Source organism: Spirulina subsalsa PCC 9445 (assembly GCF_000314005.1).
GTDB classification, from domain to species: Bacteria; Cyanobacteriota; Cyanobacteriia; order Cyanobacteriales; family Spirulinaceae; genus Spirulina_A; species Spirulina_A subsalsa.
Window position 1 is genome coordinate 5,119,756 of sequence record NZ_JH980292.1, and the last position, 16,748, is coordinate 5,136,503.

General features: G+C 49.6%; 7 protein-coding genes. 3 read left to right on the forward strand and 4 right to left on the reverse strand.

Annotated elements, in window-relative coordinates; translation table 11 throughout:
* The first annotated feature begins 7 nt into the window (after window positions 1-7).
* Window positions 8-5,395, forward strand: a complete 5,388-nt coding sequence (locus SPI9445_RS0123305) for a trifunctional serine/threonine-protein kinase/ATP-binding protein/sensor histidine kinase (protein ID WP_017307214.1) — start codon at window positions 8-10, stop codon at window positions 5,393-5,395.
* A 261-nt stretch (window positions 5,396-5,656) separates the two neighbouring features.
* On the opposite strand, the gene trpB is transcribed toward SPI9445_RS0123305, so the two are convergent.
* Entirely contained in the window at window positions 5,657-6,898 is a 1,242-nt protein-coding gene (gene trpB / locus SPI9445_RS0123310; RefSeq protein WP_017307215.1) for a tryptophan synthase subunit beta, read from the reverse strand.
* Between the two features lie 152 nt (window positions 6,899-7,050).
* Between trpB and SPI9445_RS0123315 the strand changes: the two genes are divergently transcribed.
* A complete protein-coding gene (locus SPI9445_RS0123315) occupies window positions 7,051-7,929 on the forward strand; it encodes a DUF928 domain-containing protein (protein WP_017307216.1) in 879 nt (292 codons plus the stop codon).
* A 287-nt stretch (window positions 7,930-8,216) separates the two neighbouring features.
* On the opposite strand, the gene SPI9445_RS26790 is transcribed toward SPI9445_RS0123315, so the two are convergent.
* The 3 genes from SPI9445_RS26790 to SPI9445_RS0123330 all read right to left on the reverse strand — a co-directional run bounded on the left by SPI9445_RS26790 (window position 8,217) and on the right by SPI9445_RS0123330 (window position 15,292).
* Window positions 8,217-12,470, reverse strand: coding sequence for a GAF domain-containing protein (locus SPI9445_RS26790; RefSeq protein ID WP_017307217.1), 4,254 nt, complete (start codon window positions 12,468-12,470; stop codon window positions 8,217-8,219).
* A gap of 74 nt (window positions 12,471-12,544) precedes the next feature.
* Window positions 12,545-13,774 (reverse strand): response regulator, encoded by a 1,230-nt coding sequence (locus tag SPI9445_RS0123325; protein ID WP_017307218.1) that lies wholly within the window; start codon window positions 13,772-13,774, stop codon window positions 12,545-12,547.
* Window positions 13,775-13,912: 138 nt separating this feature from the next.
* Window positions 13,913-15,292 carry a response regulator gene (locus SPI9445_RS0123330; protein ID WP_017307219.1) on the reverse strand — a complete coding sequence of 460 codons (1,380 nt, stop codon included), beginning with the start codon at window positions 15,290-15,292 and terminating at the stop codon, window positions 13,913-13,915.
* A 215-nt stretch (window positions 15,293-15,507) separates the two neighbouring features.
* Between SPI9445_RS0123330 and SPI9445_RS0123335 the strand changes: the two genes are divergently transcribed.
* Complete coding sequence (locus SPI9445_RS0123335) at window positions 15,508-16,467, forward strand: vitamin K epoxide reductase family protein (RefSeq protein ID WP_202803762.1); 960 nt, start codon at window positions 15,508-15,510, stop codon at window positions 16,465-16,467.
* The last annotated feature ends 281 nt before the right edge of the window (window positions 16,468-16,748 follow it).

Consider the following 16,748-nt stretch of genomic DNA (forward strand, 5'->3'; position numbering starts at 1 on the left):
GAATAAAATGACCGTCGCCGATCAAACTGTGGCAGGGTATCGACTCATTGAACAAATTTATGACGGTTCGCGAACTGCCGTTTACCGGGCAATTCCGGGCTTATCGGGGGAAATCCTTCAAGGGGATTCCGTCATTATTAAACTCTTGCAACAAGATTATCCAAGCTTCAACGATTTACTCCAATTTCGTAATCAATACACCATTGCCAAAAACCTCAATATTCCGGGGATTGTCCATCCCTACGGCTTAGAAACCTATCAACACAGTTATCTATTAGTTATGGAGGATTGTGGGGGGGTTGCCCTGCGGGATTATGTGCGTTGTGAACGTCTGAGCCTGCCAAAAGTGTTAAATATTGCTATTCAACTCGCGCAGATTCTCTATGATCTTCATCAGGCGAATGTCATCCATAAGGACATTAAACCTGCAAATATTCTGATTCAACCCAATAGTGAAAAAATCAAACTCATTGATTTTAGTATTGCCTCTCTGTTACCGAAAGAAACCCAATCGTTGCAAAATCCCACAGGTTTAGAGGGAACGTTAGCCTATATTGCCCCAGAACAAACAGGGCGGATGAATCGAGGGATTGATTACCGGGCGGATTTTTACGCGTTGGGGGTAACATTGTTTGAATTGTTAGCGGGGGAATTACCTTTTTCAAGTAATGAACCCCTCGAATTAGTCCATTGTCATATTGCCAAAACACCACCTACTCTGAGTTTAGAACAAGCACCAGAAATGGTAAATGCTATTGTGCAGAAGTTAATGGCGAAAAATGCGGAGGATCGTTATCAAAGTGCTTGGGGGTTAAAACATGACTTGGAAATGTGCCTTGAACAGTGGCTAAGAAAGGGGAAAATTGAGCCGTTTGATCTCGGAGAACGGGATCAGTGCGATCGCTTTTTAATTCCCGAAAAACTCTATGGCCGCGCTGGGGAAGTCCAAGCTCTTCTAGAGGCTTTTGAGCGCGTCACAGAATCCGGGGCGGAATTTGTGCTGGTGGCGGGTTTTTCCGGCATTGGTAAAACGGCGGTTGTCCATGAAGTGCATAAACCCATTGCCCGACAACGGGGTTATTTTATTCAGGGCAAATTTGACCAGTTTAATCGCAATGTGCCGTTTTGTGCTTTTGTGCAGGCTTTCCGGGATTTAGTCAATCAACTGCTTTCGGAGTCCAGCCTAGAATTGCAGACTTGGCGGGAACAAATCCAAGGGAGCTTAGGAGAGAATGCCCAAGCTATCTTAGAAGTATTACCAGAACTAGAGCGCATTATTGGGCTACAGCCTCCGGTGCCAGAACTATCTGGGACGGCGGCTCAAACTCGCTTTAATCTATTGTTTCAGGGCTTAATTCAGGTTTTTGCTACGGCGAAACATCCTTTAGTGATCTTTCTGGATGATTTGCAATGGGCCGATTCTGCCTCCTTAAAGTTGATGGAATTGTTAATGGCGGAGGGAGAAAGTGGACATTTTTTGTTAATTGGGGCTTATCGGGATAATGAGGTATTTCAAGCCCATCCCTTAATGCTCATGTTGCAGGACATTCAGCAACAAGGGGCGAAAGTTAACACGATCACCTTGAAGCCCTTAAGTTTTCAGAGTTTAAACCAACTGGTAGCGGATACGTTGAACTGTTCTAACCCGGCCGCCGAACCCCTAAGTTGGCTCATTCAACAAAAAACCCAGGGCAATCCCTTCTTTGTCACTCAATTTTTAAAAGCCCTTTATCACGATCACCTCGTTTATTTTGATCCAGAAAGCCATCACTGGCAATGTGATTTAACCCAAGTGCGTGGCCTTGCGCTAACGGATGATGTGGTGAGGTTTATGGCCGAGCAGTTGCAGAAGTTGCCGCCCAAGACCCAAGAAAGCCTAAAACTGGCGGCTTGTATGGGCAATCAGTTTGATTTAGAGACTTTGGCGATCGCCTCCGAACAATCGGAAACCGACGTAGCGGATCATCTCTGGCCGGCTTTACAACAAGGATTTGTCATTCCCCAGAGCCAAGTTTATAAATTCTACCTTGCCCAAGAAGAAGGAGAAATCGGGGGAGAAACTCGGCAAACCGTCCCCTACCGTTTTTTGCATGATCGCGTCCAACAAGCGGCCTATTCCCTGATTCCAGACTCTGAAAAGCAACGCTTTCACTACCATATTGGCCAATTGCTGTTAGCCCAAATTCCCCCCCACGAACGGGAAGAGCGGATTTTTGAACTGGTGAATCAGTTAAACTATGGCCTTGAGTTGATCAACACTCCCCAAGAAAAACAAGAACTCGCTCAACTGAACTGGATTGCTGGCCAAAAAGCTCGCAGTGCTACCGCTTATCAGGCCGGACGCACCTATGCAGAAGTCGGCTTATCTCTGTTGGGGGAACAGCCTTGGCAGGAGTATTATGAGCTTTGTTTAGTTTTCCACCATTTGGGGGCAGAACTCGCCTCTTTAGAGGGGGATTATGAGCAGATGGAGGGCTTGGTGCAAGCTATCCTGAATCACGCTCATAGCTTACTAGAAAAAGTTCCCGCCTACCACACTCGCATCCTAGCCCATGTCTACCGCAATCAACTGACGGAGGCCATTGAGGTGGCTCATCGTGTGTTAAATCAGTTAGGGGTTCATTTACCCCCATGCCCCAGCGCGGAAGACTTGCAAGGGTATATGGCAGAGATTCAGGGGTTAATGGGCGATCGCGACGTACTCGATTTAGTTCACCTACCCGTTCTGACCCAACGGGAAACCATCGCCGCCCTCCAAATTGGCAATAGTATCATCCCCGCCACCTATATTACCGGGTCGTCCCTTTTCCCCGCCCTGATTTGTTCGGCCGTGAAACTCTCCATCGAGTATGGTCATGGGGCGGCCTCTCCCTTTGGCTATGCCTGCTATGGGTTTCTGGTCTGTAATATCTTGCGGGATGTGGAAAACGGGGTGAAATTTGGTCAATTAGCCCTCAACGTGGCCAATCAACTGGACATTAAGGCCGTTAAACCGGAACCCTTAGCCACAACGGGCTTATTTATTCTCCATCGCCAGTTTCTCGCCCAAGACACCCTGAGCTTACCCAAAGAAGGCTATAAAATTGCCCTAGAGGTGGGGAACTTAGACTTTGCTGGACGAAGTGCCTATACCTTCTGTATTAATGCTTTTTGGGGAGGTCAACCTTTAACGACCTTGGCATCCGAAACCTATGGCTATTATCACGCCTTGAAGCAGTTACACCAACAGGCCACCGCCGATTATTGTTGGCTTTATTGGCGCTCCATTTTGAATTTAATGGAACAGAGGAAGTATCCCAGCATCTTAACGGAGAACGACGACCAACCGGAAACCCTCTTACCGAAACTGTTAGCCGCCCATGATTTATTCGGTTTATATTTCTTCTACCTTTATAAACTCATGCTGGCCTATTTGTTTGGGGATTTAGAGGCAGCCGAACGGTACAGCGTGGCGTTAAAAACCCACTTTATCGGCGGGGTGGGAACGATGGGGGAACCCGCCTTTTATTTCTATGATTCCCTCTTGGCCTTGGCACAATTTAACGGTTCTGTGGAACAACAAGCGCGATTATTGGAGCGCGTCGCCCAAAATCTAACCCACCTCAAAGACCACTGGGCGCACTATGCCCCCATGAACCATCAACATAAGGTAGACCTCATTGAGGCGGAGAAATACCGCGTCTTGGGGCAGCCAGCGGCCGCTCTAGAAGCTTATGATCGGGCGATTGCCGGAGCCAAAGCTCATGATTATGTACAGGAAGAAGCCATCGCTTATGAATGTGCCGCCCGCTTCTATCGCACTTGGGGGAAAGAAAAAATCGCCGCCGTTTATATGCAGGAGGCCTATTATAGTTATTCCCGCTGGGGCGCAAAAGCGAAAACCGAACAGCTAGAAGCTCGTTATCCTGACTTACTCCGCCCCATCCTCCAACCCAAAACCCCTAGTTTCAATGCCTTAGATACCCTCGCAACCTTGAGTATCGGTGCTTTCAATCCTCCTGCAAGTCATTCTTCCTCTAGTTCCACCATTAACACCGTATTGGATTTCGTCGCCATTCTCAAAGCGGCTCAGGCTCTATCCAGTACAATTAAACTAGAGGAACTGCTCAATCAACTCAGTCAAATCATCCTACACCATTCAGGAGGCGATCGCGGCCTATTGCTTTTAAACACACCAGAGATCGGTTGGCAACTGCGGGCGATCGCAACCCCAGAGGAAACCCACCTCTGTAGTTTATCCCTCACGGATGCCGCCCAGATGCCCCTAGAGTTGATTCAATATGTCCAAAATACACAGAGTCCTGTTGTGATTGACGATCTCAAAACCGAGTTACCCATTTGGGGGGATTATCTCCTTGAACAACAACCCAAGAGTGTCCTTTGTTTACCCCTACTCAATCAAACCCAACTCATCGGTATTGTTTATCTAGAAAATCGTCTTGCGAGTGGTGTGTTTAGTGCCGATCACCTGCTGATTTTAAACTTCCTCTGTACTCAGGCCGCCATTTCCTTAGAAAATGCCCGACTGTACCAAACCACCCAAAACGCCTTAAATAACTTGCAGGCAGCCCAATTACAAATCATTCAGAGCGAAAAAATGGCCTCTTTGGGGAATTTAGTGGCCGGGGTAGCCCACGAAATTAATAATCCCCTCGGTTTCTTGCAAGGGAGTATTAAAAACACCAAGGACTATATGCAGGACGTGCTGGAACATTTGGCTCTCTATGAACAACATCATGGGGATGGGGGGCGAGTGATTGCCGCCCATAGTCAGGAGATTGAGTTAGACTTCATCCGAGAGGATTTCCCCCAACTGATGCAATCAATGCAGGGGGCGATGGAGCGCATTGGGTCGATTAGTAACAGCTTGCGGACTTTCTCCCGAGGAGATACTCACGAAAAAATCAGCGCCGATCTCCATGAGGGACTCGATAGCACGCTGTTGATTTTAAAGTACCGCTTAAAAGCCAATGCTAAACGCCCAGCCATTCAAGTGTTGAGAAATTATGGGGATATTCCCCCGGTGCATTGTTTTTTAGGGCAACTCAATCAAGTGTTTATGAATTTGATTGCTAATGCCATTGATGCCCTTGATGAGGCGAGTGTGGGGCGGAGTTTTGGCTATTTGGAAACGAATCCCAATCAGATCAGGATTCAAACCCAAATGCAGGGGGAAGAGGTAATCATCACCATTGGGGATAATGGTTTAGGAATGTCTCCGACAACTCAAGCCCATATTTTTGATCAGGGATTTACGACGAAAGCCGTAGGGAAAGGCACGGGGTTAGGTTTGGCGATCGCACAACAGATTATTGTGGAAAAACACGGGGGAAGTCTGGATATGACCTCTGGGCCCGGTCAAGGTACTATCTTTATAATCCGTTTACCTAAATAGGGCTTGCTGAATAAGTCCGAGAGTTGGGGAATCGGGAGTCGGGAGTCGGGAGTCGGGAGTCGGGAATAGGCAATCGTGCCAGTTTTAGATGATCTGTTCCCTGTTAAGAGTTCCCTGTTCCCTTGTTGAGCCTAGCATAGGCGTGTTATTCAGCAGACCCTAAATAATTGTTGGTTAATTTTCGGGGCATCGAACCCCTCAATTAACCGTCTTTCATCCCGACACTGACATTTGTACAGTGCGGGGCTTCCCGACGATGAGCTAAATCCCACCCTCTAAATACTTCGCCACCGTCTGCACATCCTTATCCCCTCGTCCAGAACAGTTAATCACAAGACGAGGACTGCCCGTTAATTGAGGACAAAGGGTTTCTAAATAGGCGATCGCATGAGAGGTTTCCAAAGCCGGAATAATGCCTTCTAACTCCGCCAAACGCTGTAAAGCGGCGATCGCCTCCCCATCCGTCACACTATAATACTCCGCCCGTCCCGTCTCCTTCAAATAACTATGCTCAGGCCCCACCCCCGGATAATCTAACCCCGCACTAATCGAATGAGCCTCAATCACCTGTCCCTCCTCATCCTGCAATAAATAGCTCATCGCCCCATGTAACACCCCCGGACGACCTTTTGTGAGGGTAGCCGCGTGTTTATCCGTTTCCGTGCCTTCTCCCGCCGCCTCCACGCCAATTAAGCGCACTTGGGAGTCCTGCACAAACTCATAAAACAGACCCATCGCATTAGAACCGCCCCCCACACAAGCCAACAAAATATCCGGCACCCCGCCCCACTTTTCTAAAGCCTGTTGACGAGTTTCCTTGCCAATCACCCCATGAAAATCCCGTACCATCATGGGATAGGGATGAGGCCCCGCCACCGAGCCTAAAATATAGTGGGTGGTTTCCACATTGGTCACCCAGTCCCGAATCGCCTCCGATGTCGCATCCTTCAGCGTTCCCGTACCCGCCGCCACAGGTTGCACCCGCGCCCCCATTAAGCGCATCCGAAACACATTGAGCGCCTGCCGTTCCATATCCTGAACGCCCATATAAATCACGCATTCCAGACCAAAACGAGCGCACACCGTCGCCGTCGCAACCCCATGTTGTCCGGCTCCCGTTTCGGCAATAATGCGCCCTTTCCCCATGCGTTTAGCTAACAACACCTGACCCAAAGCATTATTAATCTTATGGGCTCCGGTATGGTTTAAATCTTCCCGTTTCAAGTAAATTTGCGGCCCGCTGCCATCGGGTTTGGCGTAGTGTGCCGTTAAGCGTTCGGCAAAATACAGGGGATTGGGTCGTCCCACATAGTCCCCTAATAAGCCATCGAGTTCCTGTAAAAAATCCGGATCCTTGCGATACTGCTCATAGGCCGCTTCCAGTTCCGCCAAAGCAGGCATGAGGGTTTCAGGAACATATTTCCCACCAAAACGGCCAAAGCGGCCAAGAGAATCCGGCTGTTGTTGGGCAGGAGTGCTAGGGGAGAGAGGAGTAGTCGTCACAGTTGTTCTGGGATTGAAGGGACAATTTTTTATTGTGACATACTCTCTCGTTCACGGCTACGCCAGATCACGGGAATCCATCCTCAATTCCCCTATTCCCCCGATTCGTGAGCCATAATCGAGGTAGCAGCCATTGTGTGGGGTAACGGATCATGAGGAATCAACCAAGGTTACGTTCTATCCGTCGCGTTGGAGTTTATCTGTTTATTTTCCTCTGCGCGAGTCTGGCTTTTCCGGTTTTTGCTCAACTGCAACAGACGATAGAATTTCGGCCGCCCCGTCGTGGGACTCCCTCCCGGACGATTCCCGCCGGTACTCGGATGACGGAACCTGAACCCTTTGATGATCCTCAACGGGGTTCACCGACAGCCCCCATTGCTCCGGCTCCCCCGATAGTTGCGCCTGTTCCCTCTCGAATACCGGATGATGTCCTATATTTGCGCGGCCCTGATGCTTGTTATGATGAAGTAATGCCGCCCTTACAGGTGCTATTCCCGACTCCCCGGGAACCCGATGTAGAAGATGATCAGGTGGTGGTTTTACCCACTGGCACCACAACTCAAAGCAACCCCAGTTTATTTGTATATGTTCCCTCCAGTTCAGCCCAAGAGGTAGAGTTAACAGTGGTCAGGGCAGGAGATGGGGAAACGATTTTCCACGAGTTTGTCACGCTACCTGAAGGGGAAGGGGTGATCTCGGTGTCCTTGCCGGGGATTTTAGAACCGAATCAGGAGTATCTCTGGGAATTTGCTTTGATTTGTGACTGGCAAAATCGAGAAAGCGATTCCTATATTCAAGGCACCCTCACCCGTTTACCCAGAAATTGGGTTTTAGATCGGCAAATTGCCCGCACTCGGGATTCCCTCACCCAAGCGCAAATTTACGCCCAGAATGGCGCGTGGTTGGATGCGCTCAAGATATTAGCCGAACGCCGTCAAGACTACCCCGAATTATGGTCACAGTTGCTGGAGTCTGTGGGCTTAACTGAGGTGGCGAATCAACCGTTTTTAGGGGATTCCGAGCCGTTTTAAAGGTTTTTGCTTCCCAGAGTCGGGAATCGGGAATTGGGAATTGGGAATCGGGAGTCGGGAATAGGTAGGGCTTGCTGAATAAGTCCGAGAGTTGGGGAATCGGGAGTCGGGAGTCGGGAATAGGCAATCGTGCCAGTTTTAGATGATCTGTTCCCTGTTAAGAGTTCCCTGTTCCCTTATTGAGCCTAGCATCTGGTGTTATTCAGCAGACCCTAGGTAATAGGTAATAATTATCAACTCCCCTGCCCCCCTGCTCCCCGTTCCCTAGCCCAGTTATTGAGCAAGCCCTAATTGACCTTAAACTGCCGCACCACCTCCTGTAACTGTTCAGCCGTGGCTAAAGAATCTTGGAAGGTATTCGACAACTGCACCGAAGCAACCGACGTGCTATTAGACACCTGGGCCACTTCTCGCATGGTTTGGGTGACAGATTTAGACTGCTCCAACTGCGCCGTCGTCGCTTGAGTAATCCCGGCCACTAATTCGCTAATCTGTGCCGTTGCCGCCGCGATCGCATTTAAATTTCCCTTCGTCTCCTCTACCAACGTTGTCCCTACACTGACCTGAGAAATAGCCGCCTCCGTCACCTTAATCACCTCGCTGGTTTGTTGACGAATTTCCGCCACCAAGTTGGAAATCTCCAACGTCGCACTGGCCGACTGACGCGCTAAAGACCGCACCTCATCGGCCACCACCGCAAACCCCCGTCCGTACTCCCCCGCCCGGGTTGCCTCAATGGCCGCATTAAGGGATAACAATTGGGTCTGGGTGGCAAAATCACTAATCAAATTGACCACCCGATCAATTTTTTGGGAGGACTCACTCAACTCGCGAATCTTCTGGGAGGCCTGGGCTACCGTGTCCCGAATCGCCAGAATCCCCTCCACCGTGCGATTCATCGCCGCATCCCCAGAGTGAACCGTTTGGTTGGCATTCTGCACCGCCTGCTCAATGGCCGCCGCGTTTTGGGTTACGTTTTGGGTCGAATTAACCATTTTCTGCACCTCCGCCAAGGCCTCATTTAACTCTTGGGCCTGTTCTTGGGCTTGGGCGGCTAAATTGCGGATTTGGGCATCACTCCCGGCCGAGGTTTCCGCGACCCGTGCCGTGGCCGTCTGGACCTGCATCACAATGGCGCGCAAACTTTGCAGGGTGTTGTTGTACACATCGGCAATGGTGCCTAACTCGTCTTCTGAAAGGGGCGCTCGCACCGTTAAATCCCCCTCCAAAGCCGGACGCACGGCCGAGAGGAGTTCAATCGCCCGCCGTTGTAACAATTGGCGCTCCGCCTTTTCCCGTTCGGCCGCTTGGGCTAACTGTTGGGCTTGGTCTTGTAGGGTTTGTAAATCCTGCGCCCGTTGGAGGGCAATCCCTAACTGAAGCCCTAACTGTACCATTAACTTAATTTCCGCATCGTCCCACTGCCGAGGCCCAGAGCATTGATAATTCGCCATTAGGCCCCAGAGTTTATCCCCCAAAAAGATGGGCACCGTAATATAGGCGCGGGCTTGGAAACTCTCCAATAACTCCACATAACAGGGAGGAAACCCCGACTCATAAATATCATTGCTGGCGCGGAACTGTTCCCCTTTGCGGTAGGTTCCCCCTTGGGTTTGTTGGAGGTAGGTGTCTTGGGAGGCTAACTGAGACACCCGCATCTGTTTAATGGTGCAACCTTCCGTGTCGATGTTGGCCTGGGTTTGTTCTAAAATGCTCCCATCTTCAAACTGCGCCCCCAATAAGGGCAACCAATCGGCCCCCACAGACTCCGCCACAAATTCCCCACTCCAGTCCTCATTAAAGTGATAAACCCCCACCCGGTCGGATTTAAACACCTTCCGCGCTTCCGTCGTAGCAATGCGGAAAATGGTTTTGATCTCGCTGGATTGTTTAATTTTGTCGGAAAGAAGTGCGATCGCCCGTTCCCGTTCCACCGCTTCCTCCAACTTCTGGGCTTGGAGCCGCAATTGCTCCAAATCTTCCCCCCGTTGTAAGGCAATCCCTAACTGCGCCCCCAAGTTCACCACCAGATTAATCTCTTCCGAGGTCCACTGCCGAGGCCCCGAACATTGATAACTGGCCATCAAGCCCCATAATTTCTTGCCTAAAAAGATTGGCACCGTCACATAAGCCCGGGCTTGAAAACGCTCCAACAGTTCCAAATAACAGCGCGGAAACCCTGCCCCATAGACATCATGACAAACCCGGTATTTATCCCCCGTAACGTAGGTTCCCCCCTTCGTCCGTTCTAAATAGGTGTCCTTGCTGACCACTTCCTTGGTCGTCATTTGTTTAATCGTGCAGCCTTCGGTGTCAATATTGACTTTAGTCGCTTCTAGTAAACTTTCGTTTTCATACTGCTCTCGTAACAAGGACTTCCAATTCCCCGTCACCGACTCGGCGACAAATTCCCCACTCCAATCGGGATTAAAGCGGTAAATCCCCACCCGGTCGGCTTTCAGCAGTTCTCGCACCTCTTGGGTGGCAATACGAAAAATGGTGTCTGTATTCAGGGACTGTTTAATTTTGTCACTGACCACCGCAATGGTCCGTTCCCGTTTGACGGCCTCTTCTAAGCGTTGGGCTTGGGCTTTCACTTGGGCTAAATCCTCCGCCCGTTGTAGGGCAATCCCCAACTGGCCGCCCAAGTTGACCACCAGGTTAATTTCCTCATCCTGCCAGACCCGGGAGCGAGAACACTGATAGTTCGCCAATAAACCCCAGAGTTTATCCCCCAAAAAGATGGGAACCGTAATATAGGCCTTGGCTTGGAAACTTTCTAGTAGCTCAATATAACAATCGGGAAAACCGGACTGGTAGATATCATTGCTCACCCGGAATTTTTCCCCTTGGCGGTAGGTTCCCCCCTTGGTGCGTTGGAGATAGGTGTCTTGGGCGGCCAATTCCTTGACCCGCATCTGTTTAATCGTGCAGCCGTCGGTGTCAATATTGCCCTGGGTTCCGGCTAAAATGCGCTCATCCGTCTCCTGAGCGCCCAGAAGGGATAACCAGCCGGGGGCGACGGATTCGGCCAAAAACTGCCCACTCCAATCCTTATTAAAGCGATAAATCACCACCCGATCGGACTTTAACAACTTGCGAATCTCTTCCGTGGCTACCTTAAAGATGGTCTGGGTGTCGAGGGACTGTTTAATTTTATCGCTGACCAGTGTGATCGCCCGCTCCCGTTCCACCGCCTGCTTTAACTGTTCGGCCTGTAACCGTTGTTGACGCAGAGAAGCGGCCTGTTGTAGGGCAACCCCCAACTGGTCGGCAATCTGCCCCACCAGCGCGATTTCCTCCTCCTGCCACTGGCGAGGTCCAGAACATTGATAGGTCGCCAATAATCCCCAGAGTTTATCCCCTTGATAGACCCCCACCGTGAGATAAGCCCGGGCTTGAAAGCGTTCGAGCAGTTCAATATAACAGGGGGGGAAGTCTTGGGCGTAGACATCATGAGCCACCCGGAATTTTTGCCCTCGGGTATAGGCGCCCCCCTTCGTCCGTTCTAAATAGGTGTCGGCAATGTCCCCACGGGTGCGGTTTTTAATCGGGCGATTTTTGGGGTCTTTAGGACCGATCATTAACTGAAGGTTGCAATCTTCGCTATTCTCTTGCAGTAAGGCATCTTGGGGCGGGTTTTGCATCAGGGAAGCCCAGCCCCCGGTGACAGACTCCGCCACAAAGCGGCCACTCCAATCATTATTAAAGCGGTAAATTCCCACCCGGTCGGCCTTGAGGAGTTGGCGCACTTCTTGGGTGGTGGTTTGAAAAATGGTTTTAATATCGAGGGAACGACGAATGCGGTCAATCACTTTAGCCACGGTCTTTTCCCGTTGGGCTTGTTTTTGTAAGCGATCGCCAAATTCATAGGCCACCAAATGCAGAGCGAGGGCCGTAGCAATTTGTTCAATTAAGTTAATCTCCTGTTGATTCCAGCGCCGTGCTTCATTGCACTGCTGCACCGTCAACAAGCCCCAAATCTGCCCGGAGAGCAAAATCGGACAACTCACACTGGAGCGGACTTGAAATTTCTCTAACAATTGCAATTGATAGGGCGTGACCTGGTTAGTCGCCACATAATCAATCGTGCTACAGTCCAAACGTTGATAATCCCCTTGATGTTCTGCGCCAAAAAACGCCACAGGCAAGCTTTCACCCCGTGCCGGAGTCCAGCCCCGGTCTACACTTTCGGCTAAAACCTCCCCTTGACTGTCACTGGTGAAGCGATAAACCAACGTCCGGGAAGCCTGGGTAAGTTCTTGTAAATGTTGCGTCGTCAGATTCAGCAGGCTTTCTGATGTGGTGGCCTGACTCATTTGATCCCGAATCCGGGCTAAGGAGGAGCGCACCTGTTGGAAATGCTGTTCTAGGGTATTGCGCAAAGACCCGGCCGCATCGGGAAAGGTTAATTTTGGGTTGCGCTGGGTTTCTTCTTGCCGCCCATTATCGGGAGTCTTGCCTTCAAACAGCAAGGGGGGATCGGTTAGTGGCTGAGTGGAAACAGTGGGAGAAGGGTTAGAGGGAGAAGTTTGAGTCATATTGAGGAATGGATAGTGATTAATCTAAGGGTTTTTGGTCATCCGGGAACTACGGATTAGGCTTAGGGGAGTTGTCAACTTGTCGTTTCCACGAAACGCTGCACGGTTTTTAGAACCCGTTCGGCATCAATGGGTTTAGACATAAAATCATTAGCCCCTACCATTTTCGCACGGACACGATCGACGATTCCATCCCGTCCCGTTAAGATAATGACCGGAGTTTTTTCCAGTTGAGCCACCCGGCGAATTTGGGCGCAGAGTTCATAGCCATTAGCAATGGGCATCACTAAATCCAGAAAAATCAGTTGGGGCTTATATTGAATCAGTAAGGGCAGGGCATTCAGCGAATCGGCAATGGGCAGAAACCCATATCCGGCCTCGGTAAAAATTTCCTCCATCACCTGACGAGTTTGGGGACTATCATCTATACAAGCAATCAGGGCTTTTTGAACCGACTTTGGGGGCGGGGTGGGAGTAGGGCGACGACGTTCTTGGGGTGGGGTGACGGTATTGGCGGGAGGGGTGAGAAAACTGGGGATGGGGAGATCGGGTAAACTGTGCAGACCAATAATTCTCTGCTGGATATAGGGAACTAAAGAGCGCGTCACATCAATAGCGTCTTGTTTCATCATCCAAGCTAAATCCCGCAGGGTGCGCTTGCCCGTAATCAGGGTGACTAAATTTTTATAAACATTTGGAGAGGTTTCCTCTTCTAACTCAGGCAAACTGTTAATCACCGGGGCAACATTGGGGGAAATACTCTTAAGGCCGGCCGTTTCCCACTGCTGCCACTGGCGTTGTACCGTTTCTACAATGCCCTCCAATTCTAAAATTGAGTTCTGTAATACACCCAAATGGGAAGGACGTACTCCCGGGGATTCTTGAATTGAAATGGCAGGAATCGCCGAAGTTGCCCGGGGGATTAGGCTAGCATTTTGTAAAATATCAAAGACCACTTCACTCACAATCCCCTGAATGGTGCTTAACACCGGCTCCGTTTGGGAAAGTTGACGACGCACCAATAAAACCAAAATATTGTAGTCCCAGCATTCGGTTAAGTCATTTTGTCGCAGGGACATCTGACCCGGGTTAATTTGGGGGCAATGTTTTAATAAATGCCGTCGCCACCGTCGTACAGGATGCTTGCCGCCCATTGCCCAAACCAAGCGCCCAATGCTCAAATATAACACCCATTGCTCTTGGGCGGTCAGGTTAATAGTCACTTTGCCTGTGAACTTGTCCTGAGCATAGCGACCCAGTTCAGATAAAATCAAGTCTATAGGGTGTTGGGCGGAAGCAACCATATCGGGATTATCATCATGTAAGGCTTTGTGGAATTGTAGCGTTTTCTTTTTCTTAATTGATCAAAAACTTGCTGTTGTGCTAGTTTTCGCAAGGGAAAATTGATAATTAATAATTTGTGACGGTTTACTGATTCCTTTTTAAGACTCGACCATGTTGGTTGTTTTGGTGTGTTTCCGAATTACACTTAGGACTTTTTCTGAATCAATGGGTTTGGCTAAAAAGTCGGTTGCACCTACAATTTTCGCCCGGACCCGATCCACAATTCCATCATTGCCTGTCAAGATAATTACTGGAGTTTCTTTTAAGATGGCAACTCGACGAATTTGGGTACAGATTTCATAGCCACTGGCAATGGGCATCATTAAGTCCAAAAAAATGAGGGCGGGTTTATTCTTTAAAATTACAGGTAACGCGTCTACCGCCTGTTGAACTGTAATACATTTATAGCCTGCATTGGTGAGCAATTCCTCCATCATTTGACAGACTTGGGGGCTATCATCTACACACACGACTAAATCCTGTTCGGGGGCAAGGGGTTTTTCTGCACTTGGACGGGCAGCGTTGGCGATTTTTAAATTGGGTTCAGGAAGATCGGCAATTTCCACTAAGCCAATATAATGGGCGCGGAGATAGGGTAGCAAGGAGCGGGTTAAACTTAACAGGTCTTTTTTGGTTAAAACGGCTAAATCTCTTAAGGTGCGCTTCCCGTTAATCAATTCCACTAGGTGTTTATAAACTTGGGCAGAGGTTTTTTCTTGTAATTTCTCCTGCTGGGTCAAAACGGGGGCTAAATTGGGCGAACAAAGGGCTAGACCGGATTTTGCCCAGTATTCCCAAACTTTTTGGGTCATGTCGAGGGCGGGCTGAATCTCTAAGGTCCAGTTGCGGGGTAAAATCCCGGTGTCTGTGTTGGAGGGGCGCACGCCCAGAGCCGGAACAATTTTAATGAGTTCCTCCCCATTGCCATGACTAGGATTGGGTTCTCCTCCTTGATCTGGGGAACGGGCGGCCACTTGGCTTAAGGTGGCGAGTTGGGTGGCCTGAAGAATCTCAAATAAAACTTCGGTGACGGTGCCGCGAATAACGGCAATCACCTGTTCCCCGTTGGCAATCCGACGCTGGGCTAATAGGGTTAGGACTTGGTAATCCCAACATTCAAAGCGGTCATTTTGGCGCAGGCGGACTTTACTAGCACTGCTGAGTAGGTCATTGCGAATCATCTGCCTACGCCAGCGCCTTGTGGGATGGACTCCACCTGTCGCCCAAGAAAAACGGCCTAGGGTCAAATATAAGCTCCAGTGCTGTCCGGGGCTGACTTCAACATCTAAACGCCCGGTAAATTGCTGCTTGTGGTAAATCCCTAAGATAGATTCTAAATTGTTCGGTGTTGGCTGTTCCCCGTGCATTGGTGTATTGGGAGGGTTTTGGTATTTTTGTGGTTGATGCTCTTGGGTGAGTTTCACCACAGGAGAGTGGGTTTTGTTTAAAACGATACTATTCAGTAATCGGCTTTTCACTAATCGGATTTATCTGTAATATTTTTTTAACGTTGTATTTTATTTATGATCATAGGATAAAATCCCGAGAAGGTTGAGAGGATAGGGAGATGAGTTGGGTAAAGAATTGTTGAAGGTTGAGGAAAAATACTTAAATCTTGATCGTTTTGATAAAGAATTGTTGAAGTTGACCAGAAAAGACAATAACTTTCAGACAAATTGACGCAGTTATGCTAGTGAAATCTTGGATCCGCCCTGTGATTGGCGCGATCGCCTTTTTGGGAATGACCGTCACCGGATACTTGACCTGGGCGAAGTTCACCGGACACCCGGTTAGTTGTTTGGCTGCTTCCCCGGAAGCTGTCAGTTCCTGTCAAACCGCCCTCGACAGTTCCTATGCAACTTTATTGGGTATCCCCTTGACAATTATCGGTCTATGTGCTTATGCCATTATGGGGGGGTTAGCCCTGAGTCCTTATCTTGTAGACCCCGTGGAAAACAAAACCCTGAGAGCCGGGGTTGAGCGGGTCACAGGTCAGGGGTTGCTGGTGGGTGCGATCGCCATGACCAGTTTTAGCGCCTACTTAGTCTCTATATTAGTCTTTGAACTGAAAACCTTCTGTCTGTACTGTACCATTTCAGCCCTTTGTTCCCTTAGTTTCTTGCTGTTGACCCTGTGGGGGAAGAGTTGGCAAAATTTGGGGAAAATTGCCCTCAATGGTCTGTTAGCGGCCGTGATTATCTGGACAGGGGCGGGGTTTCTTTACGCTCAAACGCCCCCCACCGTCACCGATGGCCGCATCCCCATCCCCAAATTAACCACCTTGCCGGAACCGGGGATGGGTTGGCCCGTAACGACGACTTCCGGGGCGGCGGAAATAGCCCTAGCGGAACATTTGACCACCCAAGGGGTGAAAATGTACGGGGCCTATTGGTGTCCTCACTGTGCGGAACAAAAATTGCTGTTCGGCAAGGAGGCGTTTGGGAAAATTGATTATGTCGAGTGTGCCAGTCAGGGCAAAAATGGACAACCGGAACTCTGCCGGGAGGTGGGGATTGAGTCCTTCCCGACTTGGCAATTTGGCGATCGCCTCATCTCAGGAATTCGCTTCCCCGAGCAACTGGCGCAAGAGTCCGGGTATCAAGGGTTAATGGAGTTTCAATACACCATTCCGGGGCTGTATGGTCGATTTTAAGAAAGGGGAACAGGGGGGGGAGGTAATAGGGAATAGGCAATTTTGACAACTTAAGCCTGTGTACATTTTCTCAAGTCCTAGGGAACATCACAAGGAATAACTTGGGTAACAACCGAATCACTTGATCTCACTGAGAGAACGAGCGGAACGTTTTCGACGCTTACTCTTGGAAAACGGGATTAATCCCGATGAAATTTAAGTTCTAAAACGATAGGATGAGTCAAAATGTCCTGATGGCTGTGCTATGGTTAATCTCACCCCAAGGCAGAAAACCCTGCCTA

Bases quoted from the DNA above. Each gene is read 5' to 3' on its own strand.
- SPI9445_RS0123305 (WP_017307214.1), top strand. From the start codon at position 8: ATGACCGTCGCCGATCAAACTGTGGCAGGGTATCGACTCATTGAACAA.
- SPI9445_RS0123315 (WP_017307216.1), top strand. From the start codon at position 7,051: ATGAGGAATCAACCAAGGTTACGTTCTATCCGTCGCGTTGGAGTTTAT.
- SPI9445_RS26790 (WP_017307217.1), bottom strand. From the start codon at position 12,470: ATGACTCAAACTTCTCCCTCTAACCCTTCTCCCACTGTTTCCACTCAG.
- SPI9445_RS0123325 (WP_017307218.1), bottom strand. From the start codon at position 13,774: ATGGTTGCTTCCGCCCAACACCCTATAGACTTGATTTTATCTGAACTG.